Origin of the sequence: Arthrobacter sp. StoSoilB19, from assembly GCF_019977275.1 — a bacterium.
Classification (GTDB): domain Bacteria; phylum Actinomycetota; class Actinomycetes; order Actinomycetales; family Micrococcaceae; genus Arthrobacter.
In genome coordinates this window covers 3,074,032-3,097,717 of the sequence record NZ_AP024650.1, presented here as the reverse complement: position 1 = coordinate 3,097,717, position 23,686 = coordinate 3,074,032, and the positions used below count along the sequence as shown (strand labels likewise).

At 62.4% G+C, this 23,686-nt stretch carries 32 protein-coding genes; 29 read left to right on the top strand and 3 right to left on the bottom strand.

Going from position 1 to position 23,686, the window contains the following annotated elements; genetic code table 11:
• Positions 1–200 precede the first annotated feature (200 nt).
• The 6 genes from rpsL (at position 201) to LDO86_RS14215 (ending at position 6,266) form a co-directional block, all read left to right on the top strand.
• Positions 201–575, top strand: coding sequence for a 30S ribosomal protein S12 (gene rpsL, locus LDO86_RS14235; RefSeq protein ID WP_009358312.1), 375 nt, complete (start codon positions 201–203; stop codon positions 573–575).
• Position 576: 1 nt separating this feature from the next.
• A complete protein-coding gene (rpsG, locus tag LDO86_RS14230; protein ID WP_003803829.1) occupies positions 577–1,047 on the top strand; it encodes a 30S ribosomal protein S7 in 471 nt (156 codons plus the stop codon).
• Between the two features lie 69 nt (positions 1,048–1,116).
• On the top strand, positions 1,117–3,231 hold the full coding sequence (gene fusA / locus LDO86_RS14225; protein WP_018769129.1) for an elongation factor G: 2,115 nt from the start codon (positions 1,117–1,119) through the stop codon (positions 3,229–3,231).
• A gap of 257 nt (positions 3,232–3,488) precedes the next feature.
• Entirely contained in the window at positions 3,489–4,679 is a 1,191-nt protein-coding gene (gene tuf, locus LDO86_RS14220; RefSeq protein WP_013601835.1) for an elongation factor Tu, read from the top strand.
• 101 nt (positions 4,680–4,780) lie between these two features.
• Positions 4,781–4,906 (top strand): hypothetical protein, encoded by a 126-nt coding sequence (locus LDO86_RS20230; protein WP_018769130.1) that lies wholly within the window; start codon positions 4,781–4,783, stop codon positions 4,904–4,906.
• 109 nt (positions 4,907–5,015) lie between these two features.
• A complete protein-coding gene (locus LDO86_RS14215) occupies positions 5,016–6,266 on the top strand; it encodes an Nramp family divalent metal transporter (RefSeq protein ID WP_026265740.1) in 1,251 nt (416 codons plus the stop codon).
• A 57-nt stretch (positions 6,267–6,323) separates the two neighbouring features.
• On the opposite strand, the gene LDO86_RS14210 is transcribed toward LDO86_RS14215, so the two are convergent.
• Positions 6,324–7,760: a GH1 family beta-glucosidase gene (locus LDO86_RS14210; protein ID WP_018769132.1), complete on the bottom strand. Its 1,437-nt coding sequence runs from the start codon at positions 7,758–7,760 to the stop codon at positions 6,324–6,326.
• 398 nt (positions 7,761–8,158) lie between these two features.
• On the opposite strand from LDO86_RS14210, the gene rpsJ reads away from it, so the two are divergent.
• From rpsJ to map, 23 genes are all read left to right on the top strand, one after another.
• Positions 8,159–8,467, top strand: a complete 309-nt coding sequence (rpsJ, locus tag LDO86_RS14205) for a 30S ribosomal protein S10 (protein WP_003803825.1) — start codon at positions 8,159–8,161, stop codon at positions 8,465–8,467.
• A 17-nt stretch (positions 8,468–8,484) separates the two neighbouring features.
• The gene (rplC, locus tag LDO86_RS14200) at positions 8,485–9,135 is read left to right on the top strand and encodes a 50S ribosomal protein L3 (RefSeq protein WP_018769133.1); all 651 of its coding nucleotides are present in this window, start codon (positions 8,485–8,487) and stop codon (positions 9,133–9,135) included.
• Between the two features lie 4 nt (positions 9,136–9,139).
• Positions 9,140–9,760, top strand: a complete 621-nt coding sequence (gene rplD, locus LDO86_RS14195; RefSeq protein WP_018769134.1) for a 50S ribosomal protein L4 — start codon at positions 9,140–9,142, stop codon at positions 9,758–9,760.
• Positions 9,757–10,062, top strand: a complete 306-nt coding sequence (gene rplW, locus LDO86_RS14190; protein ID WP_011692807.1) for a 50S ribosomal protein L23 — start codon at positions 9,757–9,759, stop codon at positions 10,060–10,062. Before rplD ends, rplW begins: the two co-directional genes overlap by 4 nt.
• A gap of 29 nt (positions 10,063–10,091) precedes the next feature.
• Positions 10,092–10,931: a 50S ribosomal protein L2 gene (rplB, locus tag LDO86_RS14185; protein WP_026265741.1), complete on the top strand. Its 840-nt coding sequence runs from the start codon at positions 10,092–10,094 to the stop codon at positions 10,929–10,931.
• Between the two features lie 12 nt (positions 10,932–10,943).
• Positions 10,944–11,225, top strand: a complete 282-nt coding sequence (rpsS, locus tag LDO86_RS14180) for a 30S ribosomal protein S19 (RefSeq protein WP_003803803.1) — start codon at positions 10,944–10,946, stop codon at positions 11,223–11,225.
• Between the two features lie 38 nt (positions 11,226–11,263).
• Positions 11,264–11,629: a 50S ribosomal protein L22 gene (gene rplV / locus LDO86_RS14175; RefSeq protein WP_009358304.1), complete on the top strand. Its 366-nt coding sequence runs from the start codon at positions 11,264–11,266 to the stop codon at positions 11,627–11,629.
• On the top strand, positions 11,630–12,460 hold the full coding sequence (rpsC, locus tag LDO86_RS14170; RefSeq protein ID WP_018769135.1) for a 30S ribosomal protein S3: 831 nt from the start codon (positions 11,630–11,632) through the stop codon (positions 12,458–12,460).
• Positions 12,461–12,877 (top strand): 50S ribosomal protein L16, encoded by a 417-nt coding sequence (rplP, locus tag LDO86_RS14165; RefSeq protein ID WP_015937848.1) that lies wholly within the window; start codon positions 12,461–12,463, stop codon positions 12,875–12,877.
• 2 nt (positions 12,878–12,879) lie between these two features.
• The gene (gene rpmC / locus LDO86_RS20250; RefSeq protein ID WP_018769136.1) at positions 12,880–13,209 is read left to right on the top strand and encodes a 50S ribosomal protein L29; all 330 of its coding nucleotides are present in this window, start codon (positions 12,880–12,882) and stop codon (positions 13,207–13,209) included.
• Complete coding sequence (rpsQ, locus tag LDO86_RS14155; protein ID WP_018769137.1) at positions 13,206–13,511, top strand: 30S ribosomal protein S17; 306 nt, start codon at positions 13,206–13,208, stop codon at positions 13,509–13,511. Before rpmC ends, rpsQ begins: the two co-directional genes overlap by 4 nt.
• Before the next feature lie 598 nt (positions 13,512–14,109).
• Entirely contained in the window at positions 14,110–14,478 is a 369-nt protein-coding gene (rplN, locus tag LDO86_RS14150; RefSeq protein WP_003803789.1) for a 50S ribosomal protein L14, read from the top strand.
• Between the two features lie 3 nt (positions 14,479–14,481).
• Positions 14,482–14,844 (top strand): 50S ribosomal protein L24, encoded by a 363-nt coding sequence (gene rplX / locus LDO86_RS14145; protein ID WP_015937845.1) that lies wholly within the window; start codon positions 14,482–14,484, stop codon positions 14,842–14,844.
• Complete coding sequence (gene rplE / locus LDO86_RS14140) at positions 14,844–15,425, top strand: 50S ribosomal protein L5 (protein WP_018769138.1); 582 nt, start codon at positions 14,844–14,846, stop codon at positions 15,423–15,425. Before rplX ends, rplE begins: the two co-directional genes overlap by 1 nt.
• Positions 15,426–15,507: 82 nt before the next feature.
• Positions 15,508–15,906 (top strand): 30S ribosomal protein S8, encoded by a 399-nt coding sequence (rpsH, locus tag LDO86_RS14135; protein WP_018769139.1) that lies wholly within the window; start codon positions 15,508–15,510, stop codon positions 15,904–15,906.
• 18 nt (positions 15,907–15,924) lie between these two features.
• Positions 15,925–16,461 (top strand): 50S ribosomal protein L6, encoded by a 537-nt coding sequence (rplF, locus tag LDO86_RS14130; RefSeq protein WP_018769140.1) that lies wholly within the window; start codon positions 15,925–15,927, stop codon positions 16,459–16,461.
• Positions 16,462–16,463: 2 nt separating this feature from the next.
• Positions 16,464–16,847, top strand: a complete 384-nt coding sequence (gene rplR, locus LDO86_RS14125; RefSeq protein ID WP_018769141.1) for a 50S ribosomal protein L18 — start codon at positions 16,464–16,466, stop codon at positions 16,845–16,847.
• The gene (gene rpsE, locus LDO86_RS14120; RefSeq protein WP_018769142.1) at positions 16,844–17,560 is read left to right on the top strand and encodes a 30S ribosomal protein S5; all 717 of its coding nucleotides are present in this window, start codon (positions 16,844–16,846) and stop codon (positions 17,558–17,560) included. Before rplR ends, rpsE begins: the two co-directional genes overlap by 4 nt.
• Before the next feature lie 2 nt (positions 17,561–17,562).
• On the top strand, positions 17,563–17,769 hold the full coding sequence (gene rpmD / locus LDO86_RS14115; protein WP_009358731.1) for a 50S ribosomal protein L30: 207 nt from the start codon (positions 17,563–17,565) through the stop codon (positions 17,767–17,769).
• On the top strand, positions 17,770–18,255 hold the full coding sequence (gene rplO / locus LDO86_RS14110) for a 50S ribosomal protein L15 (protein WP_013601817.1): 486 nt from the start codon (positions 17,770–17,772) through the stop codon (positions 18,253–18,255).
• A gap of 210 nt (positions 18,256–18,465) precedes the next feature.
• Positions 18,466–19,776 (top strand): preprotein translocase subunit SecY, encoded by a 1,311-nt coding sequence (gene secY / locus LDO86_RS14105; RefSeq protein ID WP_026265742.1) that lies wholly within the window; start codon positions 18,466–18,468, stop codon positions 19,774–19,776.
• 5 nt (positions 19,777–19,781) lie between these two features.
• Positions 19,782–20,351: an adenylate kinase gene (locus LDO86_RS14100; protein ID WP_018760442.1), complete on the top strand. Its 570-nt coding sequence runs from the start codon at positions 19,782–19,784 to the stop codon at positions 20,349–20,351.
• Between the two features lie 72 nt (positions 20,352–20,423).
• Positions 20,424–21,251 carry a type I methionyl aminopeptidase gene (map, locus tag LDO86_RS14095; protein ID WP_018769144.1) on the top strand — a complete coding sequence of 276 codons (828 nt, stop codon included), beginning with the start codon at positions 20,424–20,426 and terminating at the stop codon, positions 21,249–21,251.
• Positions 21,252–21,359: 108 nt separating this feature from the next.
• Here map and LDO86_RS14090 read toward each other — a convergent pair whose 3' ends face one another.
• Positions 21,360–22,709 carry an ABC transporter substrate-binding protein gene (locus LDO86_RS14090; protein WP_018769145.1) on the bottom strand — a complete coding sequence of 450 codons (1,350 nt, stop codon included), beginning with the start codon at positions 22,707–22,709 and terminating at the stop codon, positions 21,360–21,362.
• Between the two features lie 60 nt (positions 22,710–22,769).
• On the bottom strand, positions 22,770–23,645 hold the full coding sequence (locus LDO86_RS14085) for a carbohydrate ABC transporter permease (RefSeq protein WP_223995246.1): 876 nt from the start codon (positions 23,643–23,645) through the stop codon (positions 22,770–22,772).
• Positions 23,646–23,686 lie beyond the last annotated feature (41 nt).

Genomic DNA, 23,686 nt, shown 5'->3' with positions numbered 1-23,686 from the left:
GCAGGGTTCTTGTGCAACGTATGCCACATTTTTGCATGCCTAGGGACTTGTCCGACGCCAGTCGCCCCCGGGAATGCGATCCGACTATTAAGGCTTCGCCTTCGCCGCCCTGGAGATCTTCTTCAAGGCCCGGGCGGCGGGGCAACGCAACAGGAGAGTGGCCGGAAACAGCCACTCCGGATAAAACGGAGAACACGAGAGTGCCTACGATTAACCAGCTGGTCCGCAAGGGCCGCACGCCTAAGGTCTCAAAGACCAAGGCTCCCGCGCTTAAGGGCAGCCCCATGCGCCGCGGTGTCTGCACCCGCGTCTACACCACCACCCCGAAGAAGCCGAACTCGGCTCTGCGTAAGGTGGCACGTGTGCGCCTCAACGGCGGCGTGGAAGTTACCGCCTACATCCCCGGTGTTGGCCACAACCTGCAGGAGCACTCCATTGTGCTCGTTCGCGGTGGTCGTGTGAAGGACCTCCCGGGTGTCCGCTACAAGATCGTCCGTGGCGCCCTCGATACCCAGGGTGTGAAGAACCGTAAGCAGGCCCGCAGCCGCTACGGCGCAAAGATGGAGAAGAAGTAATATGCCTCGCAAGGGTCCGGCCCCCAAGCGGCCGCTCGTTTCGGATCCGGTATACGGTTCCCCGCTGGTAACCCAGCTCATCAACAAGGTGCTCGTTGACGGCAAGAAGTCCACGGCAGAGCGCATTGTCTACGGTGCACTCGAAGGCGCACGCGCCAAGTCCGGCGGCGACCCCGTTGCAGCCCTGAAGAAGGCCATGGACAACGTCAAGCCTTCCCTCGAGGTCCGCTCCCGCCGTGTCGGTGGCGCCACCTACCAGGTTCCGGTTGAGGTCAAGCCCGGCCGCTCCACCGCACTCGCCCTGCGCTGGCTGGTTGGCTACTCCAAGGCCCGCCGCGAGAAGACGATGACCGAGCGTCTCCAGAACGAAATCCTGGATGCGTCCAACGGTCTCGGTGCCGCTGTGAAGCGTCGCGAAGACACCCACAAGATGGCCGAGTCCAACAAGGCCTTCGCACACTACCGCTGGTAATACTCCCCGGACGCCGCCGGCTCAACAGAGCCGGCGGCGAACGCGTAGTCCATCCCAAAAGGAGACCCCGTGGCACAGGACGTGCTTACCGACCTTAGTAAGGTCCGCAACATCGGCATCATGGCCCATATTGATGCCGGCAAGACCACCACCACCGAGCGCATCCTGTTCTACACGGGTGTGAACCACAAGATCGGCGAAACGCACGACGGCGCTTCGACCACCGACTGGATGGAACAGGAAAAGGAACGCGGCATCACCATCACGTCTGCCGCCGTGACCTGCTTCTGGGAAAACAACCAGATCAACATCATCGACACCCCCGGCCACGTTGACTTCACGGTTGAGGTTGAGCGCTCCCTGCGCGTCCTCGACGGTGCAGTCGCCGTCTTCGATGGCAAGGAAGGCGTTGAGCCGCAGTCCGAGACTGTTTGGCGCCAGGCTGACAAGTACAACGTTCCGCGTATCTGCTTCGTCAACAAGATGGACAAGCTCGGTGCTGACTTCTACTTCACCGTAGACACCATCATCAGCCGCCTCGGTGCCAAGCCGCTGGTCATGCAGCTGCCCATCGGTGCCGAGAACGACTTCATCGGCGTCGTTGACCTGCTCTACATGCGCGCCCTGGTATGGCCCGGCGACGCCAAGGGTGACGTAACCATGGGTGCCAAGTACGAGATCCGCGAGATCCCGGCTGACCTCCAGGAAAAGGCTGAGGAATACCGCGCGACGCTCGTTGAGACTGTCGCTGAGTCTTCCGAGGAACTCATGGACAAGTACCTCGAGGGCGAAGAGATCTCGATCGACGAGCTCAAAGCCGGCATCCGCAAGATGACCATCAACTCCGAGCTCTACCCGATCTTCTGCGGTTCCGCCTTCAAGAACCGTGGCGTTCAGCCCATGCTCGACGCAGTTGTGGACTACCTGCCGAACCCGCTCGACGTCCCCCCGATGGTCGGCCACGATCCTCGCGACGAAGAGAAGGAACTGACGCGCAAGCCTTCCTCGGAAGAGCCCTTCTCGGCTCTGGCGTTCAAGATTGCTGCGCACCCCTTCTTCGGCCAGCTCACCTTCATCCGCGTGTACTCCGGTCACGTGGAAGCAGGCGCCCAGGTGGTCAACTCCACCAAGGGCAAGAAGGAGCGCATCGGCAAGCTGTTCCAGATGCACGCCAACAAGGAAATGCCCGTTGAGGGCGCTACCGCCGGCCACATCTACGCAGCCATTGGCCTGAAGGACACCACCACGGGTGACACCCTGTGTGATGCCAACAACCAGATCGTGCTTGAGTCCATGAGCTTCCCGGAGCCCGTGATCTCGGTTGCCATCGAGCCGAACACCAAGGGTGACCAGGAGAAGCTCTCCACGGCCATCCAGAAGCTCTCCGCTGAGGACCCCACTTTCCAGGTGTCCCTCAACGAAGACACCGGCCAGACCATCATCGCCGGCATGGGCGAGCTCCACCTGGACATCCTGGTGGACCGCATGCGCCGCGAGTTCAAGGTCGAGGCAAACGTGGGCAAGCCCCAGGTTGCCTACCGCGAAACCATCAAGCGCGCCGTCGAACGCCACGACTACACGCACAAGAAGCAGACCGGTGGTTCGGGCCAGTTCGCAAAGATCCAGATCGCCATCGAGCCGCTGGACACCGCCGAAGGCGAGCTGTACGAGTTCGAGAACAAGGTCACCGGTGGCCGCGTTCCGCGCGAGTACATCCCGTCCGTTGACGCGGGCATCCAGGATGCGCTGAACGACGGCGTCCTGGCCGGCTACCCGGTTGTAGGCATCAAGGCCACGCTGATTGACGGCGCGTACCACGATGTTGACTCTTCGGAAATGGCGTTCAAGATCGCCGGCCGTATGGCTTTCAAGGAAGCTGCACGCAAGGCGAACCCGGTTCTGCTCGAACCACTGATGGATGTCGAGGTCCGCACCCCTGAGGAATACATGGGTGAAGTTATCGGTGACCTCAACTCCCGCCGTGGCCAGATGCAGTCCATGGAAGATGCACAGGGCGTCAAGGTCATCCGTGCGCACGTTCCGCTGTCCGGCATGTTCGGCTACATCGGTGACCTGCGCTCCAAGACCCAGGGCCGCGCTGTGTACTCCATGACGTTCAACAGCTACGCCGAGGTCCCGAAGGCAGTTGCCGACGAGATCATCCAGAAGTCCCGCGGCGAGTAGTCCTTCCGGACTTTCAAAGCGAACACCTCGGTTGGGCAGTCCGCCAGCGGACAGCGCAGCCGGTGCAGGTGGCCGGGCCGGCCGGATTCATCCGGCAAGCCGGTCCGGCCCCTGCACGAACAGGCTCAGGGGATTAGTATTAGTTCCTGAATCTGCAATTTCACCAATCCAAAGCCCCCCAAGTAGACTTGCCTGAGTTCTACCGCGATAAGCGCGGCTGGAGGGCAAGCTATTTGAAAACGTTCTAGGAGGAACCTGTGGCAAAGGCAAAGTTCGAGCGGACTAAGCCGCACGTCAACATCGGCACCATTGGTCACGTTGACCACGGTAAGACGACGCTGACGGCCGCCATTTCCAAGGTGCTGTACGACAAGTACCCGGATCTCAACGAGAAGCGTGACTTCGCGTCGATTGACTCTGCACCCGAAGAGCGTCAGCGCGGTATTACCATCAACATCTCCCACGTGGAGTACCAGACCGAGAAGCGTCACTACGCACACGTTGACGCCCCCGGCCACGCTGACTACATCAAGAACATGATCACCGGTGCTGCCCAGATGGACGGCGCAATCCTCGTGGTTGCCGCTACCGACGGCCCGATGGCTCAGACCCGCGAGCACGTTCTGCTCGCCCGCCAGGTTGGTGTTCCCTACCTGCTGGTCGCGCTGAACAAGGCTGACATGGTTGAGGACGAGGAACTCCTCGACCTCGTCGAAATGGAAGTTCGTGAGCTCCTGAGCTCGCAGGGCTTCGATGGCGACAACGCTCCGGTTGTCCGCGTTTCCGGCCTGAAGGCCCTGGAAGGCGACCCCGAGTGGGTCAAGTCCGTTGAGGACCTGATGGCTGCTGTCGACGAGTCCGTTCCGGACCCCGTACGTGACCGCGACAAGCCGTTCCTGATGCCGATCGAGGACGTCTTCACCATCACCGGTCGTGGCACCGTTGTTACGGGCCGCGCCGAGCGTGGAACCCTCGCCATCAACTCCGAGGTCGAGATCGTCGGCATCCGCCCGGTCCAGAAGACCACGGTTACCGGTATCGAGATGTTCCACAAGCAGCTGGACGAAGCATGGGCTGGCGAGAACTGTGGCCTCCTGCTCCGCGGTCTGAAGCGCGACGATGTCGAGCGTGGCCAGGTTGTCGTCAAGCCGGGTTCCATCACCCCGCACACCGACTTCGAGGCCAACGTCTACATCCTCTCCAAGGACGAAGGCGGACGTCACAACCCGTTCTACTCCAACTACCGCCCGCAGTTCTACTTCCGCACCACGGACGTAACCGGCGTTATCACCCTGCCCGAGGGCACGGAAATGGTTATGCCTGGCGACAACACTGAGATGACCGTTGCGCTCATCCAGCCGATCGCTATGGAAGAGGGCCTCGGCTTCGCAATCCGCGAAGGCGGCCGCACCGTTGGTTCGGGACGTGTTACCAAGATCATCAAGTAGTACTTGCTGACCTGAAGGACAGCCCCGCTGCAGTAGCAGCGGGGCTGTCCTTTTTCGTTAAGGGCCCACTGGTACTGTTGCACCACTGAAAGGAGTTCATCATGGGATGGCTTATTTTCCTGATCATCGCGGTTGCCGTTGTAGCCGGGGTGTTCTGGACCAGGAAGTACTTCCGGCGCGAGATTGACCGGGCCAAGCGGATCAACAGGGCAAACAAAAACCAGTAGCAACAGCGGCAGCACACCGATCTGCCGGTACTCCTTACTCCTACTTTTCGGTATACCTAAATTCGGGGTATCCTCGTCATATCGACGCCCGCAACGACGAGGACACGCAATGGCTGTTTCAACAATGACGGCGGAATCCGCCACCCCCAGGATCTGGTCCCGCCTGCTCCTGCTCGGGCCGGCATTCGTTGCTGCCATTGCCTACGTCGACCCGGGAAATGTCGCCGCCAACCTGACCGCCGGCGCCAGCTTCGGCTACCTCCTGGTCTGGGTCCTCGTTGCAGCCAATGGCATGGCCGTACTGATCCAGTACCAGTCAGCCAAGCTGGGGCTCGCCACCGGCATGAGCCTGCCCGAAATCCTTGGGAAGCGCCTGGGCACGCGGCGCCGCCGCGCCTATTGGGTGCAGGCCGAGATCGTTGCCGGGGCCACTGACATGGCCGAGGTTATCGGTGGGGCAGTGGCACTGAACCTGTTGTTCGGCCTGCCCCTGCTGACCGGCGGCGTCATTATCGGCCTGGCGTCCATGCTGCTGCTGGCGCTCCAGTCGCACCGCAGCCAGAAATCCTTCGAATTTGCCATTCTTACCCTGCTGGGCGTCATTGCTGTCGGGTTCGTTTCGGGCCTCTTCGTCGCACCGCCTGACGCCGGCGGCGCCCTGGCCGGACTGGTGCCCCGGTTCGAGGGAACCGACACCGTGCTGCTCGCGGCGAGCATGCTCGGGGCCACGGTTATGCCGCATGCCATCTACCTGCATTCCGCCCTTGCCCGCGACCGCCACGGATTCTCGGAAGATCCGGCGGTCAGGACCCGGCTGATCCGAACCACGCGCGTGGATGTCGCCGGCGCTCTGCTGCTCGCCGGCGTCGTCAACATTGCCATGCTGCTGCTGGCTGCCTCCAGCCTTCGCGGCGTGGAGGGTACTGACACCATAGCCGGCGCGCACGCTGCCGTGACGTCCGCACTGGGCCCTGTGATCGGCGTCGTTTTCGCTGTGGGCCTGCTGGCCTCCGGCCTGGCGTCCACCTCGGTGGGATGCTACGCCGGGGCCACCATCATGGGCGGCCTCCTCAAGGTGCGGATTCCCCTGCTGGTCCGGCGGACCGTCACCCTGATTCCCGCGCTGGCGGTCCTGGGCGCAGGGATTGAACCGACGCTGGCGTTGGTCCTGAGCCAGGTCCTCCTGAGTTTCGGCATCCCGTTCGCGCTGATCCCCTTGATCCGGCTCACCGGCAGCCGCAAGGTGATGGGCATCCATGCCGATTCAAAGCCGCTCAAGATCGCCGGGTGGACCAGCGCCACCCTGATCGTGGGTTTGAACTGCGTGCTGATCTTCCTCACGGTGTTGGGACACGGCTGAACCCGCCGCCGTCGCTACGGTGCCGGTGGCGCCACTAACCTGGCCGGTGGCGCGCCACTAATGTGGCCGGTGGCGCCGTGCCCTGGACAACGCCTGGTACCAGTAGAAGGACCGCTTGGGCGTCCGCTCCAGTGTCTCGAAGTCCACGTGCACCAGCCCAAAACGCTGCGAGTAGCCGGCCGCCCACTCAAAGTTGTCCATCAGCGTCCAGACGTAGTAGCCCCGGAGATCCACGCCCTCGGCGTGGCCGCCGGGGGCGGTGGCGTCAAGCGCTGCCGTCAGATGTGCGGCAAGGTACTCCACGCGGTCGGTGTCTTCCAGTGTGCCGGCGATACGGTCGGGTTCGGGGAAGCTGGCACCGCCCTCGGTGATGTACACCGGCGGGAGGGCCGCTCCGTACCGGTCCCGCATTTCCCGCAGCAGGATTCCCAGATGGTCAGGTGCCACGGGCCAGCCGAATCCTGTGCTGTCGAACTCGGAGTAGCCAACCTCGTGGAAGGGCAGCTTGGCGAGTTGCTTGTGCATATCCGCAGGCAGGGGAGTGATGCCCGGCCCCAGGGCCACCTTGACGGGGAAGTAGTAGTTCAGTCCGTAGAAGTCCAGCGGCTGGTGGATGGTCCGGAGGTCCGCATCGGAAATCCTGCCGATTGATCGCAGCCAGGGCTTAGCGTACAGCGGCAGCGAGGGGTATTGGCCCAGCAGGACGGGGTCGGCATAGATCCTGTTCATGAGCAGGTCGTAGAGATGGGCCACCAGCCGGTCGCCAAGCTTCCTGGTGGCGGGCCTAACGGGGGAATGCAGGTTGGTCAGGCCGATGCCGCCCGCCACGCCGGCAGCCCGCAGTGCCTGCACGCCGAGCCCGTGCGCCAGGAGCTGGTGATGGATGGCGGGAAGGGCGTCAAACATCAACCGGCGCCCCGGTGCGTGCACTCCAAGGGCATAGCCGTTCAGGGTGACCGAGACCGGTTCGTTGAGGGTGACCCACTGCGCCACACGGTCGCCGAACCGCTCGCCGGCAGCCCTGGCATACTCGCCAAACCGCTCCGCGGTGTCACGGTTCAGCCAGCCGCCGCGGTGTTCCAGGGGCAACGGGGTGTCCCAGTGGTAGAGCGTTGCCATGGGGGAAATGCCGGCCTCAAGGAGTTGGTCGATCAGCCGGTCGTAAAAGTCCAGGCCCTCGGGATTGAAGCCGCCCTGGCCATCCGGCTGGATGCGTGGCCAGGACAGCGAGAACCGGTATGAGTCAACGCCCAGTTCCTTGAGCAGCGCCACATCCTCCGGCAACCTGTTGTAATGGTCGCAGGCCACGGCGGGGGAGTGTCCGTCCTGGATGGCGCCGGGCTTCTCCGCAAAGGCATCCCACCCCGATGGCCCACGGCCCCCGGCCTTGAGTGCGCCTTCAATTTGGAACGCCGCCGCCGCGACGCCAAGCGTGAACGACGGCGGAACGCGTCCGGCCAGTTCGGTCACCGATTCAGTGCCTTCCAGGGTCATGCTCCCTATCATCCAGCGCGTTCGGGTCCGCGGCAATGGCCGGTGACCAGCCCGGACCCGGAGCCGATTCGCATCTGCCGCGGATTTCCGGCATACTAGATGAGTTGTTCAAGCGCTTCTTCGCGTCCCGATCCGGATAATGCCGGGTGCAGGGTCCAAGCTGAAGACCAAACATAACCCACCCCCATGGAACTGCGGATTTATATGTGCGCCCAGCGCGACACGCCCGACCGCGGGGGTCGGTTACGCCGGCAAGGTGAGGAACCCGGATTCATCCGGATTCAGTTTGTGCGGCGGATGGTGGTTACGACCTCAAATGCTTCGGCAGCCATACAACGAGTAAGTGAACAGGGCAGCCCTAAACCGGGGAAGCACAGACTGAAAGAGAGTCAGGCGACATGGCGGGACAAAAAATCCGCATCCGGCTGAAGTCATACGACCACGAGGTCATTGACGTTTCAGCACGGAAGATCGTTGAGACGGTCACGCGCGCAGGCGCAACGGTAGTCGGCCCCGTGCCGCTGCCGACGGAGAAGAACGTGTACTGCGTGATCCGCTCTCCGCACAAGTACAAGGACAGCCGCGAGCACTTTGAAATGCGCACGCACAAGCGTCTTATCGACATCATCGATCCCACGCCGAAGGCTGTTGATTCGCTCATGCGTCTCGACCTGCCGGCTGACGTGAACATCGAAATCAAGCTGTAGGGAGGTGCTGAGAAACTATGACCGCAACCCGTAACGTAAAGGGCCTGTTGGGCACGAAGCTCGGCATGACCCAGGTCTGGGACGAGAACAACAAGCTCATCCCCGTCACTGTGGTCCAGGCAGACTCGAACGTCATCACCCAGCTGCGCAACGCTGAGACCGATGGCTACGTCGCCGTTCAGATCGGCTACGGCCAGATCGATCCCCGCAAGGTCACCAAGCCGCTGGCTGGTCACTTTGAAAAGGCAGGCGTCACGCCTCGCCGCCACGTCGTCGAACTCCGTACCGCAGATGCTGCCGAGTACGAGCTGGGCCAGGAGCTCTCCGTAGAGGTCTTCGAAGCCGGCCAGAAGATCGACGTCATCGGCACCACCAAGGGTAAGGGCTTCGCCGGTGTTATGAAGCGTCACGGCTTCCACGGTGTTGGAGCTTCCCACGGTGCCCACAAGAACCACCGTAAGCCCGGTTCAATCGGTGGCGCATCCACCCCGAGCCGCGTCTTCAAGGGCATGAAAATGGCCGGCCGCATGGGCGCCGTTCGTCACACCACGCTGAACCTCACGGTCCACGCGGTTGACGTCGAGAAGTCGCTGCTCCTGATCAAGGGTGCCGTTCCCGGCGCCCGCGGCCAGGTCGTACTCGTACGCACCGCCGTGAAGGGAGCCTAGTTCAATGGCTAACACTGTCCAGGTTGACCTGCCTGCAGAGATCTTCGACGTTCAGACCAACGTGCCGCTGCTGCACCAGGTTGTCGTTGCCCAGCTCGCTGCTGCCCGCCAGGGAACCCACAAGACCAAGACCCGCGCTGAAGTTTCCGGTGCAGGACGCAAGCCGTTCAAGCAGAAGGGCACCGGCCGCGCCCGTCAGGGTTCCATCCGTGCTCCCCACATGACCGGCGGTGGCATCGTCCACGGTCCCACCCCGCGTGACTACAGCCAGCGCACCCCCAAGAAGATGATTGCTGCTGCACTGCGCGGCGCACTGTCTGACCGGGCCCGCAACGGTCGCATCCACGTTGTCGCAGAACTGGTTGAAGGCACCAAGCCCTCCGCCAAGACCGCACTGGCAACGCTCCGCGGTGTGTCCGACCGCAAGAACCTGCTGGTCGTCATCGAGCGCGATAACGACGTTGCCGCACTGTCCGTGCGCAACCTCGCCGGCGTTCACGTTCTGTACGTAGACCAGCTGAACACCTACGACGTTCTCGTCTCTGATGACGTTGTCTTCACCAAGGCTGCCTACGACGCATTCGTTGCCGCTAAGGCAGCTAAGAACGAGGAGGATGCCAAGTGAGTGCAGCCACCATCAAGGATCCCCGCGACGTCGTGCTTGCACCCGTCGTGTCGGAAAAGAGCTACGGCCTGATCGACGAGGGCAAGTACACCTTCCTGGTGGACCCCCGTTCGAACAAGACCGAGATCAAGCTGGCCGTGGAGAAGATCTTCTCCGTCAAGGTCGAATCGATCAACACCATCAACCGTGCCGGTAAGCGCAAGCGCACCAAATTCGGATGGGGTACCCGCAAGAACACCAAGCGTGCGATTGTCACCCTCAAAGAAGGCACCATCGACATCTTCGGCGGTCCGCTCGCGTAGCGGAGACCACTTTAACGAGGAAATAAATTATGGGAATCCGTAAGTACAAGCCGACTACCCCGGGCCGTCGTGGCTCGAGCGTAGCGGACTTCATCGAAATTACGCGGGCGACGCCGGAAAAGTCGTTGGTACGTCCGCTGCCCAAGAAGGGCGGCCGTAACAACACCGGTAAGATCACCACCCGTCACAAGGGTGGTGGGCACAAGCGCCAGTACCGTCTGATCGACTTCCGTCGCCACGACAAGGACGGCGTCAACGCCCGCGTTGCCGAAATCGAGTACGATCCGAACCGCACGGCTCGCATCGCCCTCCTGCACTACGTTGATGGCACCAAGCGTTACATCATCGCTCCCAACAAGCTCTCCCAGGGTGACGTTGTCGAGGCAGGTGCCGGTGCTGACATCAAGCCCGGTAACAACCTGCCCCTGCTCAACATCCCGGTGGGTACCGTTATCCACGCAGTGGAACTGCGTCCGGGTGGCGGCGCCAAGATGGGCCGCTCCGCCGGCGCATCCATCCAGCTTGTTGCCAAGGAAGGCCGCTTCGCCCAGCTGCGCCTGCCTTCCGGTGAAATCCGCAACGTTGACGTGCGCTGCCGCGCAACCGTCGGCGAGGTGGGCAACGCCGAGCAGTCGAACATCAACTGGGGCAAGGCCGGCCGTATGCGGTGGAAGGGCGTCCGCCCGACCGTCCGTGGTGTTGCCATGAACCCGGTTGACCACCCGCACGGTGGTGGCGAGGGTAAGACGTCCGGTGGACGTAACCCCGTCAACCCGAACGGTAAGCGTGAAGGCCGCACCCGCCGCCCCAACAAAGAGAGCGACAAGCTTATTGTGCGTCGCCGTCGTACTGGCAAGAACAAGCGATAGGAGCCTGGACACATGCCACGCAGCCTGAAAAAAGGTCCTTTCGTTGACCAGCACCTCTTTGTGAAGGTAGCCAGGGAAAACGAAAAGGGCACCAAGAACGTCATCAAGACCTGGTCCCGCCGTTCGATGATCATCCCCGACATGCTCGGACACACGATCGCCGTACACGACGGACGCAAGCACATCCCGGTGTTTGTCACTGAGTCGATGGTCGGGCACAAGCTCGGCGAATTCGCTCCCACGCGGACATTCCGCGGCCATGTCAAGGACGACCGTAAGGGCAAGCGCCGCTAGGCGCCTGCGTTTACGTCAAAGACGAGAGAAGGAAAGCAATGGAAGCCAAGGCAATTGCGCGCCACATCCGCGTAACGCCTATGAAGGCCCGGCGCGTCGTCAACCTTGTTCGTGGATTGCAAGCGAATGAGGCTCTGGCAATTCTGAAGTTTGCCCCCCAGGCAGCTTCGGAGCCGGTATTCAAGGTAGTTCAGTCGGCAATCTCCAACGCCCGGGTCCTCGCGGACCGCGACGGCGTGGCGTTTGACGAAGGCGACCTCATCATCAGCGAAGCGTTTGTTGATGAAGGCCCGACCATGAAGCGGTTCCAGCCGCGTGCCCAGGGTCGTGCATTTCAGATCAAGAAGCGCACCAGCCACATCACCGTGGTAGTCGCTACCCCGGAGAAAGAGGAGGCTCGCTAAGTGGGACAGAAAGTAAACCCGCACGGGTTCCGACTCGGCATCACCACCGATCACGTATCGCACTGGTTCGCTGACAGCACCAAGGCAGGCCAGCGGTACAAGGACTTCGTCCGCGAAGACATCCGCATCCGCCAGCTCATGTCCACGGGCATGGAGCGCGCCGGCATCGCCAAGGTCGAGATCGAGCGCACCCGTGACCGTGTCCGCGTGGACATCCACACGGCACGTCCCGGCATCGTCATCGGCCGCCGTGGAGCAGAAGCAGACCGCATCCGCGGCGAGCTCGAAAAGCTCACCGGCAAGCAGGTCCAGCTGAACATCCTCGAGGTCAAGAACCCCGAGATGGAAGCCCAGCTTGTTGCCCAGGGCGTTGCAGAGCAGCTGACTTCCCGCGTGGCATTCCGCCGTGCGATGAAGAAGGCCATGCAGTCCGCTCAGCGTGCAGGTGCCAAGGGCATCCGTATCGCCTGCTCGGGCCGCCTGGGTGGCGCTGAAATGTCCCGCTCGGAGTTCTACCGCGAAGGCCGTGTGCCCCTGCACACCCTCCGCGCGAACATCGACTACGGCTTCTACGAAGCCAAGACCACCTTCGGCCGTATCGGCGTGAAGGTCTGGATCTACAAGGGTGACGTCACCGCCAAGGAACTGGCAGCACAGGCTGCTGCAGCTCCGTCCCGCGGTAACCGTGGCGACCGTCCCGGCCGCCCGGGTGGCGCTGACCGTGGTGACCGCCGCCGTCGCACCGACCGCCCGGCCGCTGACGCAGCTCCTGCTGCCGAAGCACCGGCAGTTGAAGCAGCACCTGCTGCTGTAGAAGGAGGACAGGCTTAAATGCTTATCCCACGTCGAGTCAAGCACCGTAAGCAGCACCACCCGGGTCGTTCCGGCGCTGCCACGGGCGGCACCGAGGTCTCGTTCGGTGAGTGGGGTATCCAGGCCCTGAGCCCGGCATACGTCACCAACCGCCAGATCGAATCTGCCCGTATTGCGATGACCCGCCACATCAAGCGTGGCGGTAAGGTCTGGATCAACATCTACCCGGACCGTCCCCTGACCAAGAAGCCGGCCGAAACCCGCATGGGTTCCGGTAAGGGTTCACCGGAATGGTGGGTCGCCAACGTCAAGCCGGGCCGGGTTCTTTTCGAACTCTCCGGTGTCAATGAAGAGGTAGCTCGCGAGGCCCTGCGCCTGGCAATCCACAAGCTGCCGTTGAAGGCACGCATTGTGCGTCGCGAAGGTGGTGAGTAGAAATGGCAGTAGGATCCAAGGATCTGGCTCCCGCACAGCTGGACGGTTTCGACAACGAGCGTCTCGTTGAAGAACTCCGCAAGGCCAAGGAAGAGCTGTTCAACCTGCGTTTCCAGTCCGCCACCGGACAGCTGGAGAACCACGGTCGCCTGCGCGCGGTAAAGAAGGACATCGCCCGCATCTACACCGTTCTCCGCGAACGCGAGCTGGGCATTCGTGCCGAGGTTGCCGCACCGGTTGTGGAAGCCAAGGAAGAGAAGAAGTCCAAGAAGGCTTCAACCAAGAAGGCCGACAAGGCTGAAAAGGCTGAGACCGAGGAGGACGCCAAGTGAGTGAAAAGGACCAGAACGTGACCGAAACTGCTACCGCAGCCAAGGCTGGGCAGCGCGGTTACCGCAAGACCCGTCGCGGCTACGTGGTCTCTGACAAGATGGAAAAGACCATCGTCGTCGAGGTTGAAGACCGCGTGAAGCACGCACTGTACGGCAAGGTCATCCGCCGCACTTCCAAGGTCAAGGCACACGACGAAGAGAACACCGCCGGCATCGGCGACCTCGTAGTCATCGCCGAGACCCGTCCGCTGTCCGCCACCAAGAACTGGCGGCTCGTGGAAATCCTCGAGAAGGCCAAGTAGCACCTGCTGCTTAGCTGTTGCCCCTGCTCCCTCCCGGGAGCAGGGGCTTCCTCGTTTAACGGACAGCGGGCGTGGCCGTCCGTCCCACACAGACGCCCCATCACTTCCTGCACGCTTTTCGGAAACGCCACATCACTTGCCGAAACGTACCAGCGGGAGGTGATGGCGCGTTGGAGGATTTCCTGCAGGTAGTGATGGGGCGTAGTGGACTGCCGGACGACGGCGGCGCCTGGACTGGCGGGGGAGTGGCACCTTTGGTGGGCCGAAAGGCTGCCCTGCGTGACGCCGTCGTCCGTCTTGCGGGGTGGTGGGCGGTGGTGATATGGGGACCGGCGGAAAACGTGCTAGGATATTGAGTTTGTATGGCGCCTTTCGCGCGCCGTCATCAACCTCGTAAACAAGCGTGCCACAGCATAGTGCCCCTGTGCGCCCGGGATCCGTCCCGGACCGGATGGGAGCAACTGCTTCTGGCACGGGCGTTTAGGCCTGGTCTGGCAAAATCCAGGCAGGTCAAGAGACACCCCGATCAACCGTTCCGCAAGGCTCATTCCGTAGCAAGATCACGGCCTGAGAACCGGCGCGACGCAAGGAGTAAATAGTGATTCAGCAGGAGTCGCGACTCAAGGTCGCCGACAACACGGGTGCTAAGGAAATCCTTACCATTCGCGTTCTCGGTGGATCCGGCCGTCGCTACGCAGGCATCGGTGACGTCATTGTCGCCACCGTCAAGGATGCAATCCCGGGCGGCAACGTAAAGAAGGGCGATGTGGTCAAGGCCGTCATCGTCCGTACCAAGAAGGAACGCCGCCGTGCGGATGGTTCCTACATCAAGTTTGACGAGAACGCAGCTGTGATCCTGAAGAACGACGGTGACCCCCGCGGTACCCGTATCTTCGGACCGGTTGGTCGTGAACTGCGTGACAAGAAGTTCATGAAGATCGTTTCTCTGGCTCCGGAGGTGCTCTAGTCCATGGCTGCAAAGATCAAGAAGGGTGACCTGGTTCAGGTCATCACTGGCGCCAAGGCTGAGCGCGGCGGCGACCGCGGCAAGCAGGGCAAGGTTCTGCGCGTATTCACCGACACCAACCGCGTGCTGGTTGAGGGTATCAACCGCGTCACCAAGCACACCCGGGTTGGACAGTCGCAGCGCGGCACCAAGACCGGTGGCATCGAGGTCGTAGAGGCCCCGATCCACATTTCCAACGTGGCCCTGGTTGACCCGTCGACCAAGAAGCCGACCCGCGTGGGCTTCCGCCTCGACACGGTGGAGAAGAACGGTGTCAAGAAGACCGTCCGCATCCGCGTGTCCAAGAGCTCCGGGAAGGACATCTAATGACTGAGACTCTCGAGACTCCGGCAACGAAGATCGTTCCTCGTCTGAAGACCAAGTACGCCGAATCCATCAAGGCAACGCTCCAGGATGAATTCAAGTACGAGAACGTGAACCAGGTACCCCGCCTGGTGAAGGTTGTTGTGAACATGGGTGTTGGAGATGCCGCCAAGGACTCCAAGCTGATCGACGGCGCTGTCCGCGACCTCACCCAGATCACCGGCCAGAAGCCGCAGGTTACCAAGGCCCGCAAGTCGATCGCACAGTTCAAGCTGCGCGAAGGCATGCCCATCGGTGCACACGCAACCCTGCGTGGCGACCGCATGTGGGAATTCGTGGACCGCCTGGTCACCCTGGCCCTGCCCCGTATCCGCGACTTCCGCGGCCTCAGCGGCAAGCAGTTCGATGGCAACGGCAACTACACCTTCGGTCTGACCGAGCAGGTTATGTTCCACGAAATCGACCAGGACAAGATCGACCGCGTCCGCGGTATGGACATCACGGTTGTGACCACCGCCAAGACCGATGACGAAGGCCGCGCGCTGCTCAAGGCGCTTGGTTTCCCGTTCAAAACCGAAGCTTAATTAACTACGTAAAAGGTCCGGCCGCTCCGCTCCATCAAGGAGGGAACGGCGGAAACCGTTACGAGGAAGGGCATGAGCCCACATGACAATGACAGATCCTGTCGCAGATATGCTTACGCGCCTGCGTAACGCAAACTCGGCATACCACGACTCCGTGTCTATGCCTTACAGCAAGCTCAAGGCACGCGTTGCCGACATCCTCAAGGCCGAAGGTTTCATCGCCGGCTGGAAGGAAGAGGACGCTGAGGTTGGCAAGAAGCTGACCCTCGAACTCAAGTTCGGTCCGAACCGCGAGCGTTCCATCGCCGGTGTACGCCGCATCTCCAAGCCGGGTCTCCGCGTTTACGCGAAGTCCACCAACCTGCCTCACGTGCTCGGTGGCCTGGGTATCGCAATCCTGTCCACCTCTTCCGGCCTCCTGACTGACAAGCAGGCCGGCAAGAAGGGCGTGGGCGGCGAAGTCCTCGCGTACGTCTGGTAACGGGAAAGGAAGAGAATAATGTCACGTATTGGACGTCTCCCCATCACCGTTCCTGCCGGCGTTGAGGTCAAGGTTGACGGCTCTGTCGTCAGCGTCAAGGGTTCCAAGGGGGAGCTGACCCACACTGTGGCCAGCCCCATCGAGGTTGCCCTGGACGAGAACACCCTGACCGTCAGCCGCCCGAACGACGAGCGCGCCTCCCGTTCGCTCCACGGCCTGACCCGCACCCTGATCGCCAACATGATCCAGGGCGTCACCGCAGGCTACGAGAAGAAGCTTGAAATCGTCGGTACCGGTTACCGCGTTCAGGCCAAGGGATCTGACCTTGAGTTCGCTCTCGGCTACAGCCACCCGGTCAGCGTTTCCGCTCCGGCCGGCATCACCTTTGCAGTAGAGGGACCGACCAAGCTCTCTGTCTCAGGTATCAATAAGCAGCAGGTCGGCGAAGTTGCTGCCAACATTCGTAAGCTGCGGAAGCCGGACCCCTACAAGGGCAAGGGCATCCGTTACGCCGGCGAAGTCATCCGCCGCAAGGTCGGAAAGGCTGGTAAGTAACCATGGCCATCTCCATTAACAAGAAGCGTACGAACAAGAGCAAGGCTGCTGCCCGCAGCCGCCGCCAGCTTCGTATCCGCAAGCGCATTGCCGGTACGGCTGCCCGCCCCCGCCTGGTGGTCAACCGCTCCGCACGCCACGTATTTGTCCAGGTTGTCGATGACAGCATTGGCCAGACCGTAGCAAGCGCGTCCACCCTGGAAGCTGACCTCCGTGCATTCGACGGTGACAAGACTGCCAAGGCCAAGCGCGTCGGCGAGCTCGTTGCCGAACGTGCCAAGGCTGCCGGCGTCGAGGCTGTCGTGTTCGACCGTGGTGGTAACAAGTACCACGGCCGCATTGCCGCCGTCGCTGACGGTGCACGCGAAGGTGGGCTGTCACTGTGACCGAAGCAAACAAGGAAAAGGACACTGTGTCTGCAGATCAGAAGGCGCCCGAAGCCGCAGCTGCTGAGACCACTGCCCCCGCTGCCGAGGACCGCCGTGGTGGCGCCCGTCGCGGCGAGCGTGGCGACCGCGGCCAGGGCCGCGGCGACCGCGGTGGCCGTGGCGGCCGCGACGGTGGCCGTGAAGCCGAGAAGAACCAGTTCGTAGAGCGCGTTGTCACCATCAACCGCGTTTCCAAGGTCGTCAAGGGTGGTCGTCGCTTCAGCTTCACCGCACTCGTCGTCGTTGGTGACGGTAACGGCATGGTCGGCGTGGGCTACGGCAAGGCCAAGGAAGTTCCCGCTGCTATCGCCAAGGGCGTTGAAGAGGCCAAGAAGTCCTTCTTCCGCGTTCCCCGCGTAGGCAGCACCATCCCGCACCGCGTTCAGGGTGAAGCCGCTGCAGGCGTTGTAATGCTGCGTCCGGCCTCCGCCGGTACCGGTGTTATCGCCGGTGGTCCGGTCCGTGCAGTACTGGAGTGCGTGGGTATCCATGACATCCTCTCCAAGTCGCTCGGTTCCTCCAACGCCATCAACATCGTTCACGCGACTGTTGATGCCCTGAAGCGCCTCGAAGAGCCGGCAGCAGTGGCAGCACGCCGCGGCCTGCCCCTCGACGAGATCGCTCCGGCGGCACTGGTGAAGGCCCTCCTCGCCCCTAAGGCAGGTGTTTAGTCATGGCTAAGAACCTGGTCCCCTCCGACGCTCAGTTGGAGATCACTCAGATCAAGTCCGCCATTGGCGGCAAGCAGAACCAGCGCGACACCCTTCGGTCCCTCGGCCTGAAGCGGATCGGACACACCGTTGTCCGCACCGCCGATGCCGTGACCGTTGGAATGCTCAACACGGTTCCGCACCTGGTAAAGGTAGAGGAGGCGAAGTAAATGGCAGAGAACACTGCTGATAAGGCACAGGCTGCTGAGAAGCAGAACGCCCTGAAGGTTCACCACCTGCGTCCCGCGCCGGGTGCCAAGACCGCTAAGACCCGTGTTGGTCGTGGTGAGGCATCCAAGGGTAAGACTGCCGGCCGTGGTACCAAGGGTACGGCTGCTCGCTACCAGGTGAAGGCTGGCTTTGCCGGCGGCCAGTTGCCGCTGCACATGCGCCTGCCGAAGCTGCGTGGCTTCAAGAACCCGTTCCGGGTTGAGTTCCAGGTTGTAAACCTGGACAAGCTCAACGAGCTGTTCCCGGAAGGTGGCGCAGTCACCGTGGAGAACCTGGTCGAAAAGGGCGCAGTTCGCAAGAACCAGCCCGTCAAGGTGCTGGGCACCGGCGACATCACCGTCAAGGTTGACGTCACCGCCCACGCATTCTCGGCCAGTGCCGCTGAAAAGATTGCTGCAGCAGGCGGAAGCACCACCGCCCTCTAAGGGACGGCGCCAGCTGTTGAACTCCCGGTATCCGCGGGCTTCGGCCCCGGATACCGGGAGTTTTTCACATCCGCCGGGCGATATTTTCCTGCCATCCGGCGCATGCGCGCTGGCGCGGATTGTTCGCACGGCACATTCAACCGTTAGACTCGGTTGTCGGGATTTATCAAGTTCCGCACCCCCACTCTTATTGACACCACAGGAGGACGCTTGCTTAGCGCATTTGGCCGGGCCTTTCGCACGCCTGATCTGCGACGCAAGTTGTTGTTCACGCTGGGAATCATCACCATATTCCGCTTGGGTGCTTTCATTCCCTCGCCAGGTGTGAACTACCAGAATGTCCAGCAATGCTTGCAAAACGGTCAGACCGCCGGCGGGCTGTACCAGCTCGTTAACCTCTTCAGCGGCGGTGCGCTGCTCCAGGTGTCCATCTTCGCCCTGGGCATCATGCCCTACATCACGGCCAGCATCATCGTCCAGCTGCTCCGGGTGGTCATTCCCCGGTTCCAGCAGCTTTACGACGAGGGCGCGTCGGGACAGTCCAAGCTGACCCAGTACACCCGCTACCTCACCATCGCGCTGGGCCTGCTCAACGCCACCACGCTGGTGTCCCTGGCCCGCTCCGGGCAGCTGCTTCCCGGCTGCCAGCTGCCGGTGATCCCGGACAACAGCATCATCACCACCATCCTGATCATCATCACGCTGACGGCCGGCACCGGCCTGATCATGTGGATGGGTGAGCTCGTCACCGAGAAGGGCGTGGGCAACGGCATGTCGCTGCTCATCTTCACGTCCATCGCTGCGCAGTTCCCCACCTCGCTGGGTGCCATCTGGACCTCGCAGGGCCCCGGGACCTTCTTCATTGTCCTGGCCGTTGGCCTGCTCACCGTCGCGCTGGTGGTCTTCGTGGAACAGTCCCAGCGGCGCGTTCCGGTCCAGTACGCCAAACGTATGATCGGCCGGCGCACCGTGGGCGGCACCAGCACCTACATTCCCATCAAGGTGAACATGGCCGGTGTCATTCCGGTGATCTTCGCCTCCTCCATGCTCTACATTCCCGGGCTGATCGCACAGTTCAACCAGCCCCGGAACGGCGAGTCGATGCAACCGTGGGTTGAATGGATCAACAACAACCTCACCCGCGGTGACCACCCGATCTATATGGCGGTTTACTTCGTCCTGATCGTGTTCTTCACCTACTTCTACGTCGCGATTACCTTCAACCCTGAAGAAGTCTCAGACAACATGAAGAAGTACGGCGGCTTCATCCCAGGTATCCGCGCCGGCAGGCCGACCGCTGATTACCTGCAGTACGTGCTCTCTCGGATCACCCTGCCCGGCGCCCTCTACCTGGGCTTCGTGGCGCTGATCCCGTTGGTTGCACTGGTACTGATCAACGCAAACCAGAACTTCCCGTTCGGTGGCACCTCGATCCTGATCATGGTGGGCGTTGGGTTGGAGACCGTAAAGCAAATTGATGCGCAGCTACAACAACGTCACTACGAAGGGCTTTTGCGATGACGAGAATGCTGATTATTGGACCTCCCGGTTCCGGAAAAGGAACGCAGGCGGAGCGGATCTCAGAACGCCTCGGCGTTGTGGCCATCTCCACCGGTGACATCTTCCGGGCCAACGTGAAGGGTGAAACCCCTCTGGGCATCGAGGCCAAGAAGTACATGGACAACGGTGACTTTGTTCCGGACAGCGTGACCAACAAGATGGTCCGCGACCGCCTGGGCGAGTCCGACGTCGAGAACGGCTTCCTGCTTGACGGCTACCCGCGCACCACCGCGCAGGTGGACTACCTGGACGAGATCCTCGCCGACGGCGACGAGAAGCTCGACGTGGTCCTGCAGCTGACCGCCGATGACGAGGAACTGGTCCACCGCCTCCTGGGCCGGGCCAAGGAAACGGGCCGGAGCGACGACAACGAAGCCGTCATCCGCCACCGCCTTGACCTGTACCACGAGCAGACCGAAGCCGTGGTGGCAAAGTACGCCGAGCGCGGCATCCTCACCCAGGTTGACGGGATCGGTCCCATCGACGAAGTCACCAACCGCGTAATGCAGGCCATCAAGGCCGCACAGGCAGCCTGACCCCAGGCGCCCGGTTTATCGAGGCTCCTCCCGGCATCCGGGAGGAGCCTCAGCCATTTGAAAGGACACACCATGGCCTTCGGCCAGCCCCGCATCGAATTCAAGAACAACGCCCAGATGCGCACCATGCATGAGGCCGGCCTGGTCCTCAGCCGTGCACTGGATGCCGCCGTTGCCGCCGCGGTGCCGGGGGTCACCACCAAGCACCTGGATGACGTCTTCGCCGCAGTCCTCAACGAGGCAGGTGCCAAGTCCAACTTCCTGGGCTACCACGGCTTCCCCGCTACCATCTGCACGTCCGTCAATGAGGAAGTGGTGCACGGCATCCCCGGCAGCCGCGTCCTGCAGGACGGCGACATCATCTCCATCGACGGCGGCGCGATCGTCAACGGCTGGCATTCGGACTCCGCCCGCACGGTGATCGTGGGAAACGCGGACCCCGAGGACCAGCGGCTGTCCGACGTCACCCATGCAGCGATGTGGCGGGGGATCGCGGCACTGGCAACCGGCACGCATGTGGGAGACATCGGAGCCGCCATCGACGACTACGTTTCATCTGTGCCGGGCAAACCGCTTGGCATCCTGGAGGACTACGTGGGCCACGGCATCGGCTCCGAGATGCACATGGCACCGGACGTCCTGAACTACCGCACCAGCCACCGCGGGCCCAAGATCAAACCGGGCCTGTGCCTGGCCATCGAGCCCATGCTGGTCCGCGGCAGCATTGACACGGCAGTCCTGGATGACGACTGGACGGTGGTAACCACCGACGCCAAGCGTTCCTGCCAGTGGGAGCACTCCGTGGCCGTGCACGAAAAAGGCATCTGGGTGCTTTCAGCTCCCGACGGCGGCGCGGAGCACCTGTTGCCCCTCGGCGTCACCCCCGTGCCGATCCCATAGGCGACGCGCCGATTCCGTAAGCGACGCGGGCCTTCACGCACGACACGCAAAAGCCCTGGCGACACCTGTAAGTGGGTGTCGCCAGGGCTTTTGCGCGTCGGCCAGGTGCTACGACTTCAGTTTCGGCTTCACGTCGCGGTCGTAGATGCTCTGCAGCGTGTTCTTCAGGTCCGTCATGGTGGACTTGACGTCGCCCTGCTGGGTGAGGATCTTGGCGGCGGCCTTGGCCATTTCCTGGTCGGCGCCCGGCAGGAACACCCGGGCGTTGTCCTGGACTTTGGTCACCGCCAGCTGGTCCATGGCGGTCTTGATCTGTGGCGTCTTGGCCAGGACGGCCGCCATGTCCGCGGACTTGCGGGTGGGCATGTAGCCGGTGGCTGCCGAGAACTCCGCCGTGCTCTCCGGCTGGGTGACGAAGTCCAGGAACTTGCCGGCGGCCAGCTGTTCCTCCTTGGTGATCCCGCTGGGGATGCCCAGCCCGGCGCCGCCCGTGGGGCACACGTTCGACTGGGATTTGGGACCGCCCGGCAGGAAGCCAACACCAACGTTGAACTTGGCCGACTTCAGGATCCCCAGCAGCGAACCGGTGGACGAAATGGTGGTGGAGGTCAGCCCGGCCGAGAAGTCATCCGCCGCTTCCTTGGACGAAACACCGGCCCACTTGTCCTTGTAGATGGAGTCCTGCGCCCATTGCAGGGCCGCCACGGAATCGGTGGAGTCGCACGTGATGTTCCATTCCTTGGACCAGCCGCCGCCCCAGCCCCACAGCATGTTCTGCAGCGTCCAGCCCGCGTACCCGGCGAGTGCGGGGTAGATATAGGCGTACTGCGCGCCCGAGCTTGCCTTCAGCTTGGGTGCCCACTGACTGAACTCGTCCCAGGTCTTCGGGGCACGGTCGGGAATTCCAGCCGCCGCAAAGTGGTCCTTGTTGTAGTAGAACAGCGGCGTTGACCGGCCGTAGGGCAGTGCCCACTGCTTTCCGTCGTATTTGTAGTCATTGACCAGCGACTGCTGGAAGTCGTCCATCTTCATGTCCAGCTGCTTGATAAGGCCGTCAACCGGAATGATGCTGCCGTTGGTGTAGTAGCGGAACCACCAGACATCGGACAGGACCACCACGCCCGGCAGGCCCGACTTAGCGGCCTGGGCGGTCTGGAACTTCTGGGCAATTTCCTCGTAGTTGGCACCGGCGGTGACCAGGTTGACGGTGATGTCCGGGTTCTTGGCGTGGAATTTGTCGATCAGGCTCTTCTCCACCTCCTGGGACTGGCCAGGGTGGCTGGACCAGAAGTCGATCTTGGCGGCGGGCTTCACGCCGTTGAAGTCGATCTCGGCTGCCTGGGAGGTAGCCTGGCCGCCGCCGGTTGTTGATGGTCCGCCGCATGCGGCCAGGGCAGCTGCAGAGGCGGATACCCCTGCCAGGCCCAGGAAATGCCTCCGGTCCAGGTGCAGTGTCATGACGGTTCCTTTCGGTTGTTGCCTTGGTAAAGGTTGGAAAGTACGACGGCGGCCGGCAGCTTAGCCGGTTACGCTGCCCTGGGTGAGGCCCGCAACGATGTAGCGCTGGAGGGCCGCGAAGATGATCAGGATGGGAACGATGACCAGGACCGCCCCGGCCATGAGGACGCCCCAGCCGGCGGCGTTGCTTTCGTTGTTCTGCAGCAGGGTGAGACCCACGGGCAGGGTCATGGTTTCGGGGCGGTCCGTGATGATGAGGGGCCAGATGTAGTCATTCCATTCGGTCACGATCGTCACCAGTGCCACGGTGGCGATGGACGGGACCGAGACGGGAACCACGATCTGCCAGAGCCGGCGCCAGTGGCCGGCACCGTCCACCTCGGCCGATTCCAGGATGGAGGCGGGAAGCGTGCGGAAGTGCTGGCGGAGCAGGAACGTTCCGAACGCGGTGCCAAGGCCGGGGAGGATGATGCCCCACAGCGTGTTCTTCCCGCCGATGCCGGCGATCAGGATGAAGTTGGGCAGGATGGACACCTGCGGCGGCACCATGAGGGCCACCAGGATCAGCAGGAAGATGAAGTTCCGGAACGGGAAGCGGACAAACACCAGGGCATAGGCCGTCAGGATCGCCAGCAGCACCTTGATGGTGGCCCCGGCCAGGGTAACGATGGTGCTGTTCAGGAAGAACTGCCCAAACGGCACCGTGGTCATGGCGGTCCGGTAGTTCTGCAGGTCCAGGCTTTCAGGGAGGATCTTCAGGTCCGTGGTGACGATCTCGCCGGACGTCTTGAAGGAGCTCAGGACCATCCACAGGAGGGGCAGGAACACCACCAGGGTGGCCACGAGCAGCGGCAGGTAGCCGGCCACCACGGTCCGGATGAGGTTGCGGCGGGAGAACGGCCGGTCACGGTGGAGGCTTGGCTCCGGTCCGGCAATGGCGGGAGCTGCGGGGTCGGGGCTGACCGGGGAAAGGGAAG

Coding starts and splice junctions, on each gene's coding strand:
- rpsG (WP_003803829.1), top strand. CDS start 577: ATGCCTCGCAAGGGTCCGGCCCCCAAGCGGCCGCTCGTTTCGGATCCG.
- LDO86_RS20230 (WP_018769130.1), top strand. CDS start 4,781: ATGGGATGGCTTATTTTCCTGATCATCGCGGTTGCCGTTGTAGCCGGG.
- LDO86_RS14215 (WP_026265740.1), top strand. CDS start 5,016: ATGGCTGTTTCAACAATGACGGCGGAATCCGCCACCCCCAGGATCTGG.
- LDO86_RS14210 (WP_018769132.1), bottom strand. CDS start 7,760: ATGACCCTGGAAGGCACTGAATCGGTGACCGAACTGGCCGGACGCGTT.
- rpsJ (WP_003803825.1), top strand. CDS start 8,159: ATGGCGGGACAAAAAATCCGCATCCGGCTGAAGTCATACGACCACGAG.
- rplC (WP_018769133.1), top strand. CDS start 8,485: ATGACCGCAACCCGTAACGTAAAGGGCCTGTTGGGCACGAAGCTCGGC.
- rplD (WP_018769134.1), top strand. CDS start 9,140: ATGGCTAACACTGTCCAGGTTGACCTGCCTGCAGAGATCTTCGACGTT.
- rplB (WP_026265741.1), top strand. CDS start 10,092: ATGGGAATCCGTAAGTACAAGCCGACTACCCCGGGCCGTCGTGGCTCG.
- rpsS (WP_003803803.1), top strand. CDS start 10,944: ATGCCACGCAGCCTGAAAAAAGGTCCTTTCGTTGACCAGCACCTCTTT.
- rplV (WP_009358304.1), top strand. CDS start 11,264: ATGGAAGCCAAGGCAATTGCGCGCCACATCCGCGTAACGCCTATGAAG.
- rplP (WP_015937848.1), top strand. CDS start 12,461: ATGCTTATCCCACGTCGAGTCAAGCACCGTAAGCAGCACCACCCGGGT.
- rpmC (WP_018769136.1), top strand. CDS start 12,880: ATGGCAGTAGGATCCAAGGATCTGGCTCCCGCACAGCTGGACGGTTTC.
- rplX (WP_015937845.1), top strand. CDS start 14,482: ATGGCTGCAAAGATCAAGAAGGGTGACCTGGTTCAGGTCATCACTGGC.
- rplE (WP_018769138.1), top strand. CDS start 14,844: ATGACTGAGACTCTCGAGACTCCGGCAACGAAGATCGTTCCTCGTCTG.
- rpsH (WP_018769139.1), top strand. CDS start 15,508: ATGACAATGACAGATCCTGTCGCAGATATGCTTACGCGCCTGCGTAAC.
- rplF (WP_018769140.1), top strand. CDS start 15,925: ATGTCACGTATTGGACGTCTCCCCATCACCGTTCCTGCCGGCGTTGAG.
- rplR (WP_018769141.1), top strand. CDS start 16,464: ATGGCCATCTCCATTAACAAGAAGCGTACGAACAAGAGCAAGGCTGCT.
- rpmD (WP_009358731.1), top strand. CDS start 17,563: ATGGCTAAGAACCTGGTCCCCTCCGACGCTCAGTTGGAGATCACTCAG.
- rplO (WP_013601817.1), top strand. CDS start 17,770: ATGGCAGAGAACACTGCTGATAAGGCACAGGCTGCTGAGAAGCAGAAC.
- LDO86_RS14100 (WP_018760442.1), top strand. CDS start 19,782: ATGCTGATTATTGGACCTCCCGGTTCCGGAAAAGGAACGCAGGCGGAG.
- map (WP_018769144.1), top strand. CDS start 20,424: ATGGCCTTCGGCCAGCCCCGCATCGAATTCAAGAACAACGCCCAGATG.
- LDO86_RS14090 (WP_018769145.1), bottom strand. CDS start 22,709: ATGACACTGCACCTGGACCGGAGGCATTTCCTGGGCCTGGCAGGGGTA.